Origin of the sequence: Wolbachia endosymbiont of Menacanthus eurysternus (genome assembly GCA_029715105.1) — a bacterium.
In the GTDB taxonomy this organism is placed as follows: domain Bacteria; phylum Pseudomonadota; class Alphaproteobacteria; order Rickettsiales; family Anaplasmataceae; genus Wolbachia.
Genome location: CP085695.1, coordinates 541,151 through 559,421, shown reverse-complemented (window position 1 = coordinate 559,421; position 18,271 = coordinate 541,151). Strand labels below are relative to the sequence as shown.

Annotated in this window: 14 protein-coding genes and 2 rRNA genes; 11 read left to right on the top strand and 5 right to left on the bottom strand. The window is 30.6% G+C overall.

Annotation, left to right across the window (positions count from 1 at the left end; all coding sequences use genetic code 11):
- Positions 1–334 precede the first annotated feature (334 nt).
- The 5 genes from LJI21_02320 to plsY all read left to right on the top strand — a co-directional run bounded on the left by LJI21_02320 (position 335) and on the right by plsY (position 6,185).
- Positions 335–1,525 (top strand): pyridoxal phosphate-dependent aminotransferase, encoded by a 1,191-nt coding sequence (locus LJI21_02320; protein WFW29594.1) that lies wholly within the window; start codon positions 335–337, stop codon positions 1,523–1,525.
- A gap of 370 nt (positions 1,526–1,895) precedes the next feature.
- Positions 1,896–2,570 (top strand): phosphatidylserine decarboxylase, encoded by a 675-nt coding sequence (locus LJI21_02315; GenBank protein WFW29593.1) that lies wholly within the window; start codon positions 1,896–1,898, stop codon positions 2,568–2,570.
- The gene (locus LJI21_02310) at positions 2,567–3,343 is read left to right on the top strand and encodes a CDP-alcohol phosphatidyltransferase family protein (GenBank protein WFW29592.1); all 777 of its coding nucleotides are present in this window, start codon (positions 2,567–2,569) and stop codon (positions 3,341–3,343) included. Before LJI21_02315 ends, LJI21_02310 begins: the two co-directional genes overlap by 4 nt.
- Positions 3,344–4,107: 764 nt before the next feature.
- On the top strand, positions 4,108–5,589 hold the full coding sequence (locus LJI21_02305; GenBank protein ID WFW29591.1) for an alanine:cation symporter family protein: 1,482 nt from the start codon (positions 4,108–4,110) through the stop codon (positions 5,587–5,589).
- 11 nt (positions 5,590–5,600) lie between these two features.
- Positions 5,601–6,185, top strand: coding sequence for a glycerol-3-phosphate 1-O-acyltransferase PlsY (gene plsY / locus LJI21_02300; protein ID WFW29590.1), 585 nt, complete (start codon positions 5,601–5,603; stop codon positions 6,183–6,185).
- A 557-nt stretch (positions 6,186–6,742) separates the two neighbouring features.
- Here plsY and ruvX read toward each other — a convergent pair.
- The 3 genes from ruvX to LJI21_02285 all read right to left on the bottom strand — a co-directional run bounded on the left by ruvX (position 6,743) and on the right by LJI21_02285 (position 9,460).
- Positions 6,743–7,240 (bottom strand): Holliday junction resolvase RuvX, encoded by a 498-nt coding sequence (gene ruvX / locus LJI21_02295; GenBank protein ID WFW29589.1) that lies wholly within the window; start codon positions 7,238–7,240, stop codon positions 6,743–6,745.
- Complete coding sequence (locus LJI21_02290; GenBank protein ID WFW29588.1) at positions 7,231–9,012, bottom strand: ribonucleoside-diphosphate reductase subunit alpha; 1,782 nt, start codon at positions 9,010–9,012, stop codon at positions 7,231–7,233. Before LJI21_02290 ends, ruvX begins: the two co-directional genes overlap by 10 nt.
- Positions 9,013–9,076: 64 nt before the next feature.
- Positions 9,077–9,460 carry a hypothetical protein gene (locus LJI21_02285; GenBank protein WFW29587.1) on the bottom strand — a complete coding sequence of 128 codons (384 nt, stop codon included), beginning with the start codon at positions 9,458–9,460 and terminating at the stop codon, positions 9,077–9,079.
- Between the two features lie 1,041 nt (positions 9,461–10,501).
- Between LJI21_02285 and LJI21_02280 the strand changes: the two genes are divergently transcribed.
- A 23S ribosomal RNA gene (locus tag LJI21_02280) occupies positions 10,502–13,298 on the top strand.
- Positions 13,299–13,352: 54 nt separating this feature from the next.
- Positions 13,353–13,459, top strand: a 5S ribosomal RNA gene (rrf, locus tag LJI21_02275).
- Between the two features lie 260 nt (positions 13,460–13,719).
- Here the strand turns inward: rrf and rnpA are convergent.
- A complete protein-coding gene (gene rnpA, locus LJI21_02270; GenBank protein ID WFW29586.1) occupies positions 13,720–14,091 on the bottom strand; it encodes a ribonuclease P protein component in 372 nt (123 codons plus the stop codon).
- Positions 14,082–14,216 (bottom strand): 50S ribosomal protein L34, encoded by a 135-nt coding sequence (gene rpmH / locus LJI21_02265; GenBank protein ID WFW29585.1) that lies wholly within the window; start codon positions 14,214–14,216, stop codon positions 14,082–14,084. Before rpmH ends, rnpA begins: the two co-directional genes overlap by 10 nt.
- A 119-nt stretch (positions 14,217–14,335) precedes the next feature.
- Here rpmH and pstC point away from each other — a divergent pair, with 119 nt between their 5' ends.
- From pstC to LJI21_02245, 4 genes are all read left to right on the top strand, one after another.
- Positions 14,336–15,427, top strand: a complete 1,092-nt coding sequence (pstC, locus tag LJI21_02260) for a phosphate ABC transporter permease subunit PstC (protein WFW29584.1) — start codon at positions 14,336–14,338, stop codon at positions 15,425–15,427.
- Positions 15,428–15,527: 100 nt separating this feature from the next.
- Positions 15,528–16,964: a F0F1 ATP synthase subunit beta gene (gene atpD / locus LJI21_02255; protein WFW29583.1), complete on the top strand. Its 1,437-nt coding sequence runs from the start codon at positions 15,528–15,530 to the stop codon at positions 16,962–16,964.
- A 28-nt stretch (positions 16,965–16,992) separates the two neighbouring features.
- A complete protein-coding gene (locus LJI21_02250; protein ID WFW29582.1) occupies positions 16,993–17,322 on the top strand; it encodes a F0F1 ATP synthase subunit epsilon in 330 nt (109 codons plus the stop codon).
- A gap of 43 nt (positions 17,323–17,365) precedes the next feature.
- Complete coding sequence (locus LJI21_02245; GenBank protein WFW29581.1) at positions 17,366–18,007, top strand: transaldolase family protein; 642 nt, start codon at positions 17,366–17,368, stop codon at positions 18,005–18,007.
- Positions 18,008–18,271: the final 264 nt, after the last annotated feature.

Here is an 18,271-nt window from a genome sequence, read left to right as displayed (position 1 = left end):
ATATGTGTATTACTGAAGTAATAAGTTTCAATATATTTTAATTTTATTAAGAAAACTTATTAATAGGTTATGATTTTGTCGTTATTTAAATTTTTGTTTGTATAATAATTAATAAACACATTATAATTTGGAATTTAGTTAATTAATTTTGTAGATTTTTATAGAGTTAAGAATGCAATATTAATTTTACAATTTATTTTCAGGGTAAAATTTTGGAGGTATTAAGAATAGTAGAGGTGTGATCATTCCGTGAATTTATTTTCTATTTTCTTAATAGAATTTAAACTTTTATTATATTAGGTTTAAAATTTTAATTTTATTTTGATAAGATTGTATGCTAGTTGCGGATAGGATTTCTTTAATAAAGCCATCACCTACAATTACCATAACAGATAAGGCGAATAATATGAGAGCTATGGGGAAAAATATTTGTATTTTATCTGCAGGGGAACCTGATTTTGATACTCCAAATCATATAAAAAAGGCAGCTATTCAGGCAATAAATGATGGTAAAACTAAATATACTGCTGTTGATGGAACACGTGAACTTAAAGAGGCAATAATTGATAAGTTAAAAAGAGATAATAATCTTGAGTATGCGCTTGATCAGATTTGCGTTGGTAATGGTGCTAAACAGGTGTTATTTAATTTATTTATGGCGACAATTAATCCTGGGGATGAAGTTATAATCCCAGCTCCTTATTGGGCTTCGTATTTTGATATGGTAAGTCTTTTTGGTGGATTACCTATTGTAATAAAGTGTAAGCAGGACTTTAAGTTAACCCCGGAATTACTAAGAAATAAAATAACTAAAAAAACTAAGTGGTTAATTATTAATTCGCCGAATAATCCAGCAGGAATTGTTTATACGTATGATGAGTTGAGTAAAATAGCTCAAGTATTGCTTGAATATCCCAGTATAAATGTTATTACAGATGATATTTATGAATTTATATTATATGATAGTAGATTTTTTACTATTGCTCAGGTTGAACCTAGACTTCATAAAAGAGTTTTTATAGTTAACGGGATATCGAAGGCTTATGCGATGACTGGTTGGAGAATAGGTTATATTGCTGGTGAAAGTGATATAATAAGAGCTATTTCTATGATTCAGTCTCAGAGTACTTCTAATCCGAATTCTATAGCACAGGCAGCGGCAGTTGAAGCTTTAAATGGCAGTCATAATTTTTTAAAAGAAAGAACAAAAATTTTTAAGGATCGCAGGGATTTTGTAATAGAAAAACTAAGTTTAGCTCCAGGATTATCAGTATTTACTCCGCAAGGAACATTTTATTTATTATTTTCATGTGAAGGTTTATTAGGTAGGAGTACAAAAAGTGGTAAAGTGATAAATAATGATTTAGATTTTACGGAATATTTATTAGAAGATTATTTAGTTGCTGTAGTTCCAGGAGTGATGTTTGGGCTTGAAAATTTTATTAGAGTTTCTTATGCCTCCTCTCAGAGAAAATTAGAAATCGGATGTAATAGTATTGTTAATGCATGTAAGACATTAAATTGATTTAATTATTATTGGGGTGTGGTATTTTTTTCATATTAAAACTCCTCTGTTATCAACATAAGAATTTGCTTCTAATATTTAGATATATAAATTGTGGGTTAATTGCGATGTTAAGTTACTGATTTTATATAATATTTTCCATGTAATGATGCATTTAAGAATTATTTTAAGAAATTATTTCACATTATTATCTTTTTGTTTATTTTGTCTTTATAAGATTAAGATTGATGGAATGAGTATGATGAATTATTAGTTAATTTTATTTTTACATTTTAAATAGAAAAGCCTTGTATTGATATGTAAATAAAAACTTTCCATAAATATTGATAAATGGTAAGTTATCGTAATACAAGTGATAAATTTTAGAATTATGGTAAATAAGGAAGGTTATTTATTTATAGTGTTTTTTTTTGTAGTAACATGTACGGCATTTTCTATATCATGGACTTTTGGTGTTATGTGTTTTTTCCCAATGTTATTATGTATTTATTTTTTTCGCGATCCTGTAAGAGTTGTTCCGTGTGATAAGGATTTTATATTAAGTCCTGCAGACGGTGTGATTTCAAAGATTGAAGAAGTAAGTTATTCTTCATTAGAAGAGAGCGAAAAAGAAGAAAAGTTTATACTTATCAGTATATTTTTGAATATTTTAAACGTACATGTAAATCGCATACCAATATCTGGTATAGTGAAAGAGATGCATTATAAAAAAGGCAGATTTATATCTGCAATAAGTAATAAATCTATTAGTGAAAATGAAAAGCAAGTTGTTGTTGTTGAGTGTGAAAATGGAAAGAAGGTTATTGTGGAACAGATAGCTGGACTAATTGCACGTCGCGTTGTTTGTAATTTAAGTGTATCTCAATGCGTAAAGGCTGGTGAAAGATTTGGAATTATAAGGTTTGGTAGTAGGGTAAATATTTATGTCCCAATTAATATAGAAATAAGAGTTTCTAAGGGACAGACCGTTGTTGGAGGTGAAACAATTATAGCAGATTTGAGTAAGGAAAAAAGCGTTAAAGAATATACTTTCAGTATTATATGAGTAATAATAATGGAAACAACAATGGGTTTTTACCTATTGCTAAATTATTTCCGAGTTTTATAACCTTATTGGGTTTATGTTCTGGTCTTACCTCGCTTAAGTTTACATTTAATGAGCAATGGGAATTTGCAGTAATTTTTATTATTATTGCGGCAATAATAGATGGAATGGATGGTAGAATAGCTAGGATTTTAAAATTGACTAGTGATTTTGGAGCACAGCTTGATTCTTTTGCAGATTTTTTGAATTTTGGTACTGCACCTGCATTTCTTTTATATTTTTGGAAATTAAAGGAAATTAAAGTTATAGGGTGGATATTAGTAATGATATATGTTATTTGTATTTCAATAAGGCTTGCAAGATTTAACGTATTGCTAAATGTAAAGCAACTCGATTGGAAGAAATTTTTCTTTTCCGGTGTTCCAGCACCAATATGCGCTTTACTTTCTTTACTCCCTATAATTATTACGTTTCAATCTAATGAGAGTGAGTATCTGTTTTTTATGGAGCAATTTTTTAATATAAGAAATATAGCTTGTTATTTTTTAGTTATTTCTTTTTTTTCAGTTAGTCATATTCCGACTTTTTCTGCAAAGTATATCTATATTCCTAGGAGTTTATCTTATATATTTGTATCATTTTTTGGAGTATTCATTGTACTTTTTGTAAGTAAACCTTGGATCACTTTACCGGTTCTCGGTATGTTATATGTATTAACCATTCCAGTAAGTATTGGGCAGTATATATACTATACTTATAAAGTTCATAGTTAAATAAAACTTTATAAAATGTGAAATTTTTAAAGAAATTTTATTAATTTGTTTTAGTTTAGTGACTATATTTACTATTAGCTTTTAGCAAATTTTGTTTATTTGTTTTATTGTAAAATGATCTAAGAAAGAATTTATATAATTTTAAATTATAAAAAGTTATAAGTCGTGGGGTAGCATGAAAGTTTTGTGAATTGTTTATATAATTTTGTTGGGAATTTATGATTATTTATTCAAAATAAGTAATAATAGCTAAGTTTATTCATATGTGCTAAGTACAAAATTCGTAATAAAACTAAAAAGTTATATAGTATTTATTTGATTATTATTAATGTGGCATTAAATTTTGCTGTATTTGAAACTGCTCTATCTATTGAAGATAAGTGAGGTTCAATTAAAAATTGGAGTAGTGTTGAAGCTGTGTTTTAGGAAGATTTATAAAGTTAGGATTTGTATTTTGTTCTAGTTTAGTAGGTCAATTTATTTTGCATTTTAGCGATGTAATTTATCATTTGTTCACTATGGGGACTGTTACGTATGTATTATTTTTTTATATTCCTATAGAGAGTGTTATGCGTTTGAATTTAAATTCATTGGTATTTTTATTTTTATTTTGTAAATCAATTTTTAAAATTACAAAATGAATTTTTTATTTAGGTAACAGGTTTATTTACATTTTACGATTTCAGGTGTTATATTGGTAGTGCTTTGTAAAGAAGGAAGTTTTAAATGTGATAAATTTTGTCGTCGTTCAAGAGGTATTAATCATGATTTATAAATTGTTATGTGTTGTAGTATCGTTATGTTTATTGTTTAGTGTTGATGATGTATATGCTATTTCATCAGATTCGTATAAAAATTACGATATTATATTGAGTATAATAAATAATTTTGTAAATGAAGTATTATTTTTTAAAATTTTCCATGTGCCATTTGTAATTTTATTAGTGGCTTTTGGTTATATATTTTTAACATTACGTTTTAAGTTTCTTAATATAAGAATGCTCAAACATGCATTTGCTGTTTTATGTGGAAAATATGATACAAATCATCATGATGGTCATATTACGCATTTTCAAGCATTCATAACTGCGCTCTCAAGTACAGTGGGCCTTGGAACTGTTGCTGGTGTTGCAATCGCTGTTTCAATGGGGGGTCCTGGTGCAATACCATGGATGATGATTACAGGATTTTTTGGTATGTCGGCGAAATTTGCTGAAGTAACTTTAGCGTTTAGACATAGAACAGAAGATCAGGAACGATTATTTAGTGGTCCTTTCCAATATATAAGAAATGGACTTGAAGAGTTTGGATTTAAAAGACTTGGCATTATATTAGCCGCTGTGTATGCAGTGTTTTTTGTTTTATCAGGTCTTGGTGGGAGTGTAGCATTTCAAACTAATCAAATGGTTTCAATATTATCTGGTTATTCAAATTGGATGGATTGTCATCCATGGTTTCTTTCTTCTATAGTTTCTACGTTGCTTGCTTTAGTGATTATAGGTGGAATTAAAAGAATAGCTAGAATATCTTCTGCACTAGTACCTATTATGTCGCTTATATATATATTTAGTTGTATTGTTATAATTGTGTTCAATATTAATAATTTTGTTAATACATTTAAAATATTATTTTCTAATATGATAGATTTTAACGCCGTTGGTGGAGGAGTTGTTGGAGCATTTGTTGTTGGAATCCAGAGAGCAATTTTTGCTAGTGAAGCGGGTGTTGGTTCTGCCTCTATTACACATGCAGTGGCTAAAGATGAAGAACCAGTTAGAACTGGATTAGTTGCAATGATAGAGCCATGTTTTGATACTATGTTAATTTGCTGCTTGACAGGAATTACGATAGTTATAACAGGAGTATATCAAACTGCTTGTTTTGGTGAAGGAGTATTGATTACTCAAAAGGCATTTGAAACGGTGTCTTCTTGGTTTCCAGTACTTTTGACCGTAGCTGCACCTTTGTTTGCATTTTCTTCAGTGATTTCTTTTGTATATTGTTGTGAAATGGGATGGTTATATTTATTTGGTGCAAGGAGTATAGTTATATATCGCATTGCAGTGGTAATTGTAGCATTTTTTTCGGGTCTTTCTAAGGATATAATGGCTATTGCTAATATTGGTGGAACCTTATTTTCTTGTTTGGCTCTTATTAATATGGTAATACTGATACTATTTAGTAGTAGGATTAACGATGAAATTCAATGTTATCTTAATAGATTGAAAAATGATAAGATTAGTTAGAAATAAATGCAATGGAGAAATATATGATTTTTGTATTATCGTACCTACTCGGCTCGATACCATTCAGTTTAATTATTGCAAAGATAAAGGGGATAGATTTGAGAGAGATGGGTTCCGGAAATATTGGCGTTGCAAATGTTGCAAGAACAATCAGAGATAGAAAACTTGTTATTTTAGCATTATTTTTAGATTCCTTTAAAGGGTTTATTGCAGTTTGTTTAGTACAACAATTGTTTTATAGTATTTGTCATTATTTTATATCTGCTGTATTAGCGATTATAGGGCATATGTTTCCAATATGGTTAAAATTTAACGGAGGGAAGGGAGTTGCAACAACTTTAGGAGTTTTAATGGCACTTAATATTGATATGACATTAATTTTTATATTTGTTTGGTTGTTAATATTTTTTATTTTTCGGTATTTTTCTCTTGCTTCTTTAACAGCTATTTTTATAACTGTTATAGTATCTCTATTTTTTCAAAAAGATTTGTTTCTTTTTCTTTTAATTGTAGCAGTATTGCTTTTTTTAAAGCATCACAGGAATATTGTGAATCTTTTCTACGGCAAAGAATGTAAGTTTTTGTCTTGGAATTAGATAGTAATTAAATCATTCTAAAAACTTAGGATAATTTGTCGTTTTTAGTTTTGTTATGCTAAAAGTAGCACAAGTCGACGAGAAATTGTATTTTTTGATATAATTTTGTTGATTATATTATATATCGGGGGGCGCTTTGTGAGTGGTTTGCATTAAGAAGAAGATTTATAGATGAAAAGATGCGGAGATAGAGGAGTAAAAAAAGAAAGTTGATGAGAAATAATAATTATGCTTTAATTTCTTGGTTTTATTTTGATTGTGCTTAATCTTAATTAAGATTAAGGGTTTTAAAATAATTAATGACTGTGTATTTATTATATAATATATTAGTAGAGTAGAATTTTGTATTTAAAATTTTTTTTGTATGAAGTTAAAGACTTTACCCTACTTCGTTAAAACACTTAAAAAGATATTAAGTTTTAATTATAAATGTAAAACTTTTAAATAAGGGATTTATAGATGCATCTTTGATTTTAGTTTACTAAGGAAATGATAAAAGAGAGTTTAATTTATTGGTTTTTAAGTTAACATTTGTATACGAAATTTTCGTTAGACTTTTAGAGAAGATTTGTAAAAAAATTTTTACTATTGTTTATTTTATCTAATGTTCGTTGTAAAATAATGCATGCAGCAATTTTATCATTTATTTTTTTTGATTTTTTTATTGATATTCCAGTAGTTTTTAATGCGTGAATAGCGATAGATGTCGATAAACTTTCATCCTGAAAATAAATATTTATTTTGCATTTTTTTATTAATTTATTTGCAAAATGAATTATTGTTTCACTCCATTCACTTTTTTGTTTCTCTATTTCAAATGGTAATCCTATTACCATTGATCCAGCTTTATTCTCCTTTAGAATCCTATTTAAATATCCAAGATCTTTGTTTATATTTTTTCTATGGTATACGTTATGAGCTGTAGCTATAAGTTGTGTCTTGTCACTAAATGCTATACCTATTCGTTTCATCCCCATATCTAGGCACATTATACATTTATTTTTTGGAATAGATTTTGAAAATTCATAGTGATTTTTATATATTTTTACTGACATGATAAACACTCATCATAATTAATATCTACTTTTTTTTGTATTTTATTTTTTTTTAGTATGTTGTGTGAAACTTTATCAGCTCTTTGCATTGATTGTGATCTACAATAATATAGACTTTTTAAACCCTTTTTCCAAGCAAGCATATGTATTCTGTGCAAATGACGTTTATGTATATTAGCAGGTAGAAATAAATTTACTGATTGAGATTGGCAAATATAAGGCATTCTATCACTTGCATGTTCTATAATCCATCTTTGATCAAGTTCATAAGCTGTTTTAAATATTGATTTTTCGTATTCGCTAAAGAAATCTAAATGTTGTACGGAGCCTTCATTTGTTGAAATTGAGGACCATATTTTATCAGTATCTTGATTTTTTTTTGCTAATAGCTTTTGTAAAAATTTGTTCCGTACCACAAATGAGCCTGTTAATGTTTTTTGTGTAAATACATTTGCTGCATATGGTTCTATTCCTGGTGAGGTATTACCTGCAATAATTGAGATCGATGCAGTGGGAGCGATAGCGAGCTTATGGGTGAATCTTTCCATTAAGTTAATTTCCTTGGCATCAAGACAGGCCCCTCTTTCTTCTGCTAATTTTTTAGAAGCAATATCTGCTTGTTTGCGTAAATATCTAAATATCTTTTTATTCCATTGTTGTGCTGCTATTGACTCAAATGGAACCATTTTACTTTGCAAAAATGAATGAAAACCCATAACGCCAAGACCAATACTGCGCTCTCTTGTTGCAGAATATTTTGCTCGTTGTATTTCAATTGGTGCTTTTTTTATAAAATCTTCTAATACATTATCAAGAAATCGCATTATATCTTCTATGAAAAGTTTATTATTTTTCCATATTTCATAGTATTCAAGATTTACAGATGAAAGACAGCACACTGCAGTGCGAGATTTATTTAAATGATCGTAACCTGTAGTTAAAGTAATTTCACTACATAGATTTGACATTTTTATTTTTAAATCTAGTTTTTTGTAAGGTTCTGGTTTATTGTTATTGATCGTATCAAGGAAAATAATGTAAGGTTCTCCAGTTTCAACTCTTGTTGTTAATATTTTTATCCATATATCACGCGCTTTAACAGTTGAAATAATTTTATTATTATATGGACTGATCAAATTCCATTTTTGACCATTCTCAACAGCCTGCATAAATTTGTCATTTACTATTACTGCATGATGTATATTTAGTGCTTTACGATTTGGATCTCCTCCTGTTGGTTTACGTATATCGAGAAATTCTTCTATTTCTGGGTGTGATACTGGAAGGTAGACTGCTGAGCTTCCTCTCCTTAAAGATCCCTGGCTAATTGCAAGTGTTAATGCATTTTGTACTACAATAAATGGTATGATTCCAGATGTTTTACCACTACATTTTACACTTTCACCAATTGAACGTAGATTTCCCCAATAACTACCTATTCCGCCTCCACGTGCAGCAAGCCAAACGTTTTCATTCCATAAATCAACTATTCCATGTAAACTATCTTCAGTTTCATTAAGGAAACAAGAAATAGGTAATCCTCTTTTAGTACCACCGTTGCTAAGTATTGGTGTTGAAGGCATAAACCATAAGTTGCTCATATAATCATAAAGGCGTTGTGCATGTTCTTTATTATCAGAATAATAATTAGAAATGCGCATAAAAAGATCTTGATAACTTTCATTTTCTATTAAATATCTATCTGAGAGAATTGCTTTTCCAAAACTAGTTAGATTACTGTTTTTTTTGTGATTAATAATGATATTTATCATATAAAATTCCTCTTATTCTACTCCATTAAGTAGTAATGATTTTAAGATTGACTTCTTGATTTTTTTATAGGTGTAGTTCGTATAGAATACCATTAATTTGACTTTCATATATTTTACAATAACTCATATATAAATTATTTGCATATTTATTTTTTGCAATTTGTTGAATATAACTTTCTGAGTGACAAAAGTATTCTTTATTTATAAATTTATTATTGCCATCGTTTTTGTTTTTTCTTAATAAGCGTATTATTGTTTCTTTTATATTAATAGATTTTGCTAGTTCTAATTCTATTCGGAAGTTACATAGATGATGTAACACCTCAGTAAAAGTGATATCATACAAATGATTTCTTTTCTGTTTAAGAAAATCTGTCATTTCCATGTTTATTAATTCATTGTAAACAGGTTTACTTTTTATAAAGTATTTTCTGGCAATATTTAACATTTTATTTGAAATGTCAATTCCTGTAATATTACCAGTTTTAAAGAAATTTATTACATATTTCCAGTTCCGCAGCTAAGATCAAGTCTTTGAGCATAGAAATATAGAGTTATCGTTAAAGATTTTTATAATTACCACATGTACAAGTTTGTGTCCTCTATATTGTTTAGAGATTAACAAATGTTCAACAAAATTCATAAGTATAATTAAAATATTGTTTTATAGAATTTTTAGGTAATCTTGCAATTGATATTGGGTTTATCATTTTTCTTTATTTTATTTTACATTCTTCGTGATTATTATCTAGTTTTAAATGTTTTTATGTAGCTATGTGTTTTGTCATGTTTCCGGTTACAAGAGGTAATATTTTTCAATGGAGTTGTACTAGATTTTTAATAAATTAGAGTAAAATATACTACTAATAAGCTAAAATCTCAGTTTTATATCTGATAATGACCTTTATAGAAATGATATAAACCGATTTCGGTATTAGTGTTTAGCAGTTAGATTTTTTAAAAACGATATTATTTTTTGTAGAAATGGTCATGCTACTTTGTAATAAATTGTTTAATTTTAATATTTGTTAATTAATTTGCAGATAAAATTCATAACGACTTCTATGACAAGGTTGTGTTTTATATTTTGTTGATACTTTACTGTAGTTTAAACATACTAGTTTTAAAAGCAATTTTTATATAAATTTTATTATATTTGTAAGTAGTATATTTGTTCTATAGACAAAAAATTGATTAAATAATTTATTTTAATATAGTGTAGAGCTATTAAAGGTTTTTGTTATTTTGTGCAATAATCCTTACTCTACAAAATGACTTTTTTATTTGGTATATTAAGCATTTATTTAATTTAATTGCTATTAATTATGCGAATTTTATATAAAAAAGACATTGACATATTGTTTGTCAGCTTTTAGCATGTAGAGAGTGATTTTATTTTAGATGTTTGAAAAGTTTTATGGTAGAGATTTATTGATCTCAATTTAATTTCAATAATATTTAACTCTGCATATATTCTACGTATATGAGTGAATAAATTATTAAGAGCATTTGATGGATGCCTTGGCATTAAGAGGCGATGAAGGACGTGGCAGGCTGCGATAAGCTGTGGGGAATTGTCAACAGGTTTTGATCCGCAGATTTCCGAATGGGGAAACCTAGCTAGTTAAACTAGTTGTTACATATTGAATAAATATGTAAAGCAAACTTAGTGAATTGAAATATCTAAGTAACTAAAGGAAAAGAAATCAATTGAGATTCCGTTAGTAGTGACGAGCGAAAGCGGAAAAGGCTAATGATTTAGGAATAAGAATTAGAATATTCTGGAAAGAGTAACCATAGAAGGTGATAGTCCTGTATAAGTAGAAAGTTTTTAAATCTTTGAGTAGAGTGGGACACGTGGAATCCTGCTTGAATTTGGGGGGACCATCCTCTAAGCCTAAATACTCCTTAATGACCGATAGTGAACAAGTACCGTGAGGGAAAGGTGAAAAGAACCCCGGGAGGGGAGTGAAATAGAATCTGAAATCAAGTGCTTACAAACAGTTGGAGCTCTATGTTTTTTGTCGTTAGAGTAATCTTACGGTTGGATTACATTGAGTAACAGCGTACCTTTTGCATAATGGGTCAGCGAGTTAATCTATAAAGCAAGCTTAAGCCGTTAGGTGTAGGCGTAGCGAAAGCGAGTCTGAATAGGGCGTTAGTTTTATGGATTAGACCCGAAACCAAGTGATCTAGTCATGACCAGATTGAAGGTGTGGTAAAACATACTGGAGGATCGAACTAGTTAATGTTGCAACATTATTGGATGAGTTGTGATTAGGGGTGAAAGGCCAATCAAACTTGGAAATAGCTGGTTCTCCGCGAAATCTATTTAGGTAGAGCGTTGTATGTATATTGTTGGGGGTAGAGCACTAGATAGACTAGGGGGATTCGCAATCTTACCAAATCTAACTAAACTCCGAATACCAACAATTAATTGTACAGCAGACACACTATGGGTGCTAAGTCCGTAGTGAAGAGGGAAACAACCCAGATCACCATCTAAGGTCCCAAAATTGCAGCTAAGTGGGGAAGGAAGTAGAAAAACCATTACAGCTAGGAGGTTGGCTTGGAAGCAGCCATCCTTTAAAGAAAGCGTAACAGCTCACTTGTCTAAATAAGTTTTTCTGCGCCGAAAATGTACCGGGGCTAAAGCTGTATGCCGAAGATGTGGGCGCTTATTATTTAATAAATTACGATTTTAAGTGCGGTAGCGGAGCGTTCTGTAAGTCTGCGAAGGTAGCTTGTGAAAGCTATTGGAGATATCAGAAGTGAGAATGCTGACATGAGTAGCGTAAAAGAGTGTGAAAAACACTCTCACCGAAAGTCTAAGGATTCCTACGTAAAGTTAATCTGCGTAGGGTTAGTCGGCTCCTAAGGCGAGTCCGTAAAGGGGTAGTCGATGGCAATCAGGTTAATATTCCTGAACCTCTTAAGTGTGACGGGTTTTGTATTTGTATAAGTCTGATTGGATTGATTTATGCTTAAAAAAAACTCCAGGAAATAGCACTTATATTTTATGAGGCCGTACCGTAAACCGACACTGGTGGATAGGTAGAGTATACTAAGGTGTTGAGAGAATGATGTTGAAGGAACTCGGCAAATTATACCCGTAACTTTGGGAGAAGGGTAGCCTACTTTTAGGTAACTATTAGTAGGTGGCACAGAATAGGGAGTAGCGACTGTTTACTAAAAACACAGGACTCTGCAAACACGTAAGTGGAAGTATAGGGTCTGACGCCTGCCCGGTGCTGGAAGGTTAATAGGAGGGGTGTAAGCTCCAAATTGAAGCCCCAGTAAACGGCGGCCGTAACACTGACGGTCCTAAGGTAGCGAAATTCCTTGTCGGGTAAGTTCCGACCCGCACGAATGGCGTAACGATTTCTCCACTGTCTCCAACATCAATTCAGCGAAATTGAATTCCCCGTGCAGATGCGGGGTACCCGCGGTTAGACGAAGAGACCCCGTGCACCTTTACTATAACTTTGCATTGTTATTGAAAATACAATATGCAGGATAGGTGGGAGACTTTGAAGTTATGACGCTAGTTATGATGGAGTTGACCTTGAGATACCACCTTTTGTATTTTCGGTATCTAACTATGTTTCATTATCTGAGACTAGGACATTGCATGGTGGGTAGTTTGACTGGGGCGGTCGCCTCCTAAAATGTAACGGAGGCGTGCGAAGGTAAGCTAGGGCTGGTCGGAAATCAGCTTGATAGTATAATGGCATAAGCTTGCTTGACTGCGAGGCTGACAGGCCGAGCAGGGACGAAAGTCGGTCATAGTGATCCGGTGATTCTGTATGGAATGGTCATCGCTCAACGGATAAAAGGTACGCCGGGGATAACAGGCTGATGGTGTTCGAGAGTTCATATCGACGACACCGTTTGGCACCTCGATGTCGACTCATCACATCCTGGGGCTGGAGAAGGTCCCAAGGGTTCGGCTGTTCGCCGATTAAAGTGATACGTGAGTTGGGTTTAGAACGTCGTGAGACAGTTCGGTTTCTATCTGCCGTGGGTGAAGGAAATTTGAGAAGATCTGACTCTAGTACGAGAGGACCGAGATGGATATACCTCTGGTGTACCAGTTGTTATGCCAGTAGCATTGCTGGGTAGCTATGTATAGAAGGGATAATTGCTGAAAGCATATAAGCGAGAAACCCTCTTCAAAAAGATTTCCCAATTAAGGTCGTGGGAGACTACCACGTTGATAGGCTAGGTGTGGAAGCATGGTAACATGTGAAGCTAACTAGTACTAATAACCTGATTGATTTATTTACTTTATATGTGTGTATATGCAGTGTTCAATATTAATGTTTAGAGATTTTTATTAGCTTGGTGGCTATAGCAAAAATGAAACACCCGATCACATTTCGAACTCGGAAGTGAAACTTTTTAGCGCTGATGGTACTTGCAAAGGGAGAGTAGGTCGCTGCCAAGTTTATAAAAGTCTTTTGTTGGGATTGTATTGTTCTCTATTTTATGACAGAGTAGTTGTTGTTTTATTTCTATTTATCAGAAGAGAAAGAGGTCGAAAATTTTTATTTTTAGTTCGTTTTATGGTGAAGGAGCTAATTTGTATTTATAATATACATATTTATGTGTTATATTTTGTCTGTAGTTTTATAATATTTGTTTTGTTAACTCTTTAATTTATTTATGTGTTTTTTCTATTTTGTTTTATAGAAATTTATAAACAAATTAAAAATTATTATCTATTTGTTTGAAACAAATAGCTAGGTCTTTTTGTAAACTTTTATAATTTGCTTGTGTAACATTTTTATAAGTTGATACTATATAATAGTATCCTATGTTTTTTACGTTTAGGCTTAATCTAATAATCGATCTTAGTTGTCTTTTAATTTTATTCCTTTTTACTGCTTTTGCAGTTTTCTTACTAATAACTAAACCAAACCTAATAGTGTTGTGAATATACTTTTTCGGTTCTTCTTCTTTTATAGCATAAAGTGACACATACACACCTCGGCAAAAGAGATTTTTATGTAGAAGTTTTCTTTTAAAAGCAAACGAAAACTCTTTTTTTTTTATGCTTAGTAATTTAACTACGCACACAGTTTTTTACATCCTAGCAAGCGACGTCTGTTAAGAATTTTTCTTCCAGCTCTTGTTGAGGAGCGTAAACGAAAACCATGTCTACGTTTTCTTATTAAATTTTTTGGTTGAAAAGTTCTTTTCATTGTTTTTGCAACTACAATTAGTTATTTTAATTTATTTTACTTTATTGTCAAATAATGGTTCTATTATTTTATTTCGATATTTTTATATTTATATTTTCTTAAAAATTAGGATTCGGTAGATGAATTCTTTGGTAATAGTCTTTTTTATATCCATACTATTAATTCTTTTATTTCCTTTTAAAAGAGTGAATAAGGTAAAATCTTATTTATATCTCAGTTGTGTGTGGATAATACTAACTTGGTTATTATTGTTCTACAACAATTATTTTATGGTTTATATTTACATAGCATTATTTTTTTTTGTATTTGCTTTCATACGCAAAAATATAAGAAATAAGATGATTAATTTTTTACTATTTATTGCTCTAGTGATATCATTTTTTATAACTTTATTTATAATGCTATTTATTCTTATTCAATCCATTGATTTTTTTAAAAAAGTAGCAATTTCAGAATTTTTGTTTTGTTTAAAGTGGAATTATAATGTAGTAACTATTGATGGAGAGAAAATTGGATGTTTTGGTATAATTCCACTTTTGGTTGGTACATTAATTATAACTATAATAGCAATGCTAATCGCTATTCCATTAGGTTTATTTTCTGCATTGTATGTTAGCGAATATGCAAGTAGTAGAATACGTTATATTATTAATACAATTTTGCAGATTTTATCTGCTATTCCTACGGTTGTATATGGATATTTTTCAGTTGTATTTTTATCTTCTTTCATAAAAGAAATGGCGAATTTTTTCGGTTTGAATATACATTCAGAAAGTGCTTTAATCGCTGGTTTATCGATAGGAATAATGATTCTCCCCTCTATTATTTCTTTATTAGAAGATGCAATCAGATCTGTTCCAAAAAGTCTGCGTTATGGTTTTATGGCATTAGGAGCTACTTCAGCAGAAACTATATGGCATATAATAATACCTTATGCAATGCCAACAATTTTAAGTGCAATTTTATTATCAGTTTCGAGAGTTATAGGAGAAACGATGATTGTGCTTATGGCTGTTGGTATTAATTCAAATTTAACTTTTAATCCTTTAAATTCAGTTACTACTATTACTGTACAAATTACCACTTTACTTACAGGTGATCAAGATTTTAATAGTGTGCAGACACTTGCTGCTTATGCACTTGGTTTAGTATTGTTTATCATTACATGGCTTTTAAATGCATTTGCACTTTTTATAATAAAGCGTAATTAGTAAATATTTTATTATTTGCAAGATCTTTATTAATAAGATAAGATCTTTTAAAGAGTTTTCAGGCTCTATGATTAGAGAGTATTTAACGAAATATTAAAAAATGAATATAGGCAAAGTAGTTAGAGTAACTCAAGCGATTATTGATTTAAGATTTGACAATAAGTTGCTACCTAAAATATTAAATGCTTTAGTAAGCGAATTAAAATATAAAGATAAAAAATTGGTTCTAGAAGTTTCACAGCACGTAGGTGACAATATAGTTCGTTGTATTGCTATGGGTAGTACTGATGGTGTGTCAAGGGATGATAAGTTTATTGATATTGGTACACCTATATCAGTTCCAGTTGGACGTTCAATTCTAGGTAGAATTTTTAATGTTACTGGAGAACTTATAGATGGGCGTGGACCTTTAAAAGAAAAATGTGATTTAAAATCTATATATAGAATCCCTCCAAGTTTTACTGAACAAATGATACATGAGGAAATTTTAGTTACTGGAATAAAAGTTATAGATCTTCTTGCACCTTATCTTAAAGGAGGAAAAATTGGTTTATTTGGTGGAGCTGGAGTTGGTAAAACAGTTTTAATAATGGAGTTAATAAATAATATAGCAAAAGTTCACAAGGGATTTTCTGTATTTGCTGGAGTAGGAGAGAGAATACGTGAAGGTAACGATCTTTATTATGAAATGATCACTTCTAATGTGATAAATATAAACGAGTATGAAAAGTCTCAAGCTGTTTTAGTTTATGGTCAAATGAATGAGCCTCCGGGAGCAAGGGCTAGAGTTGCTTTAACTGCTCTAACTATGGCGGAATATTTCCGTGATCATGAAAATCAGGATGTTCTATTTTTTATTGATAATATTTTTCGTTTCACTCAGGCTGGTTCTGAGATTTCTGCTTTGCTTGGGAGAATACCTTCAGCTGTTGGTTATCAGCCAACTCTTGCAACTGATATGGGTGCGATGCAGGAGAGGATAGCTTCAACTATTTCTGGTGGTTCTATTACTTCCGTACAGGCTATGTATGTTCCTGCAGATGATTTAACTGATCCAGCTCCTGTTGCTACGTTTTCTCACCTTGATGCGGTTACAGTTTTATCTAGGCAAATAGCTGAAGTTGGTATATATCCTGCTGTTGATCCTCTTGATTCAACTTCTCAGTCTTTGTCTATTGAAATTGTTGGTGAAGATCATTATGAGATTGCTTCTGAGGTGAAACGTATATTGCAGACCTATAAATCTTTACAAGATATTATCGCAATACTTGGTATGGACGAGTTATCTGATGAAGATAAAATAATTGTTAATAGAGCTCGTAAAATTCAAAAATTTCTTTCTCAACCATTTCATGTTGCAGAGATATTTACAGGTATACCTGGTAGATTTGTTTCACTTTCTGATACTATTTCTGGCTTTAAAGGAATTGTTAAGGGTAATTATGATCATTTACCGGAAGATGCTTTTTATATGGTAGGAAATATAAATGAAACGATCCAAAAAGCTGAGTTAATGAAGAAAAAAATTAAGGATTAAATTTTATATGATTAAAGGTAAAATTTTTATGAATACTTTTCAAGTACAGTTTATTTCTCCAAATAATCAGATTTTGTTTGATAAAGTGATTTCTCTTTCAGCAAATGGGCTTGAGGGAGAATTTGTAGTTTTGGTTAATCATTCTTCTCATTTAATTTATTTATTACCTGGTATAGTTGTTATTAGGATGAACAGAAAACTGGAAAAGGTTGTGATTGGTAGTGGCATAATGAAGATTATAGCTAGTGATTGTACTATTTTTAGTAATCAGATCCAAATTTTTAATCGTATAATTCATAATGAGAAATCCTTAAAAAGAAAGGGAATAGATGTGCAATTAAATTATTATTTTAATTAGTATGAATTTAATATTGTGATTATGAGGTGGGTAATATTATATAATGGAAATTTTTCTTGATAGTGTTAATTTAGATGAAATTAAGGAATTAAGGGAGTTTATTTGTGGTATAACGACTAATCCTTCTTTGATAGCAAAATCTGGATATAGAGATAAGTATGAAATTTTAATAGGTGAAATATGTTCTATTATAGATGGGCCTGTTAGTGTTGAAGTTGTAGCAAATAATTATAGAGATATAATTGAGGAAAGTCTTAAGTTAACTAAAATTGCTGGTAATGTTGTAGTCAAATTGCCTCTTACGTATGAGGGATTAATTTCTTGTAAAAAATTGTGGACAGAACATAGAGTATCTGTTAACATCACACTGTGTTTTTCTCCTGGACAAGCACTGCTTGCCGCTAAGGTCGGTGCTTGTTTTGTTTCTCCTTTTGTTGGCCGTCTTGACGACATAGGTTGTAGCGGCTTATCTATGGTGAGGGATATACGTACTATATATTCTAATTATGGTTTTGATACTAAAATTCTTGTTGCATCAGTGAGGGATTCAACGCATGTAATAGAAGCCGCTAAACTTGGAGTTGATTCGATTACTTTACCAGCAAAGGTACTTAGACAATTACTTGATCATCCTCTTACTGAGCGTGGTTTTGTAATATTTGAACGAGATTGGAATGCAAAATGATGAATTTAATTTCTTTTATAGATAAAAATAATCTAAAAGAAAAAAGTTTAGGGGGTATTATAAACCCCTATAAAAATCTAGTTCAATTAGGGGGTTGTGAGTGATTCGTTTAATGAAATTGTTTTATCTTATATTAAATAAGGTTTGGGCTAAAACCCACGGGGTGCTAATAATTTTTGAAATAAAAATTTCACGAGATGCTTTGCTAAGTGTGTAATCGTGTTTCTATAAAAAATTTATAGAAGAATTAATATTTATTTTTAT

Bases quoted from the DNA above. Each gene is read 5' to 3' on its own strand.
- ruvX (WFW29589.1), bottom strand. From the start codon at position 7,240: ATGTCAGTAAAAATATATAAAAATCACTATGAATTTTCAAAATCTATT.
- LJI21_02305 (WFW29591.1), top strand. From the start codon at position 4,108: ATGATTTATAAATTGTTATGTGTTGTAGTATCGTTATGTTTATTGTTT.
- LJI21_02310 (WFW29592.1), top strand. From the start codon at position 2,567: ATGAGTAATAATAATGGAAACAACAATGGGTTTTTACCTATTGCTAAA.
- LJI21_02285 (WFW29587.1), bottom strand. From the start codon at position 9,460: ATGTTAAATATTGCCAGAAAATACTTTATAAAAAGTAAACCTGTTTAC.
- LJI21_02250 (WFW29582.1), top strand. From the start codon at position 16,993: ATGAATACTTTTCAAGTACAGTTTATTTCTCCAAATAATCAGATTTTG.
- plsY (WFW29590.1), top strand. From the start codon at position 5,601: ATGGAGAAATATATGATTTTTGTATTATCGTACCTACTCGGCTCGATA.
- atpD (WFW29583.1), top strand. From the start codon at position 15,528: ATGAATATAGGCAAAGTAGTTAGAGTAACTCAAGCGATTATTGATTTA.
- rpmH (WFW29585.1), bottom strand. From the start codon at position 14,216: ATGAAAAGAACTTTTCAACCAAAAAATTTAATAAGAAAACGTAGACAT.
- LJI21_02245 (WFW29581.1), top strand. From the start codon at position 17,366: ATGGAAATTTTTCTTGATAGTGTTAATTTAGATGAAATTAAGGAATTA.
- pstC (WFW29584.1), top strand. From the start codon at position 14,336: ATGAATTCTTTGGTAATAGTCTTTTTTATATCCATACTATTAATTCTT.
- LJI21_02315 (WFW29593.1), top strand. From the start codon at position 1,896: ATGGTAAATAAGGAAGGTTATTTATTTATAGTGTTTTTTTTTGTAGTA.
- LJI21_02290 (WFW29588.1), bottom strand. From the start codon at position 9,012: ATGATAAATATCATTATTAATCACAAAAAAAACAGTAATCTAACTAGT.
- LJI21_02320 (WFW29594.1), top strand. From the start codon at position 335: ATGCTAGTTGCGGATAGGATTTCTTTAATAAAGCCATCACCTACAATT.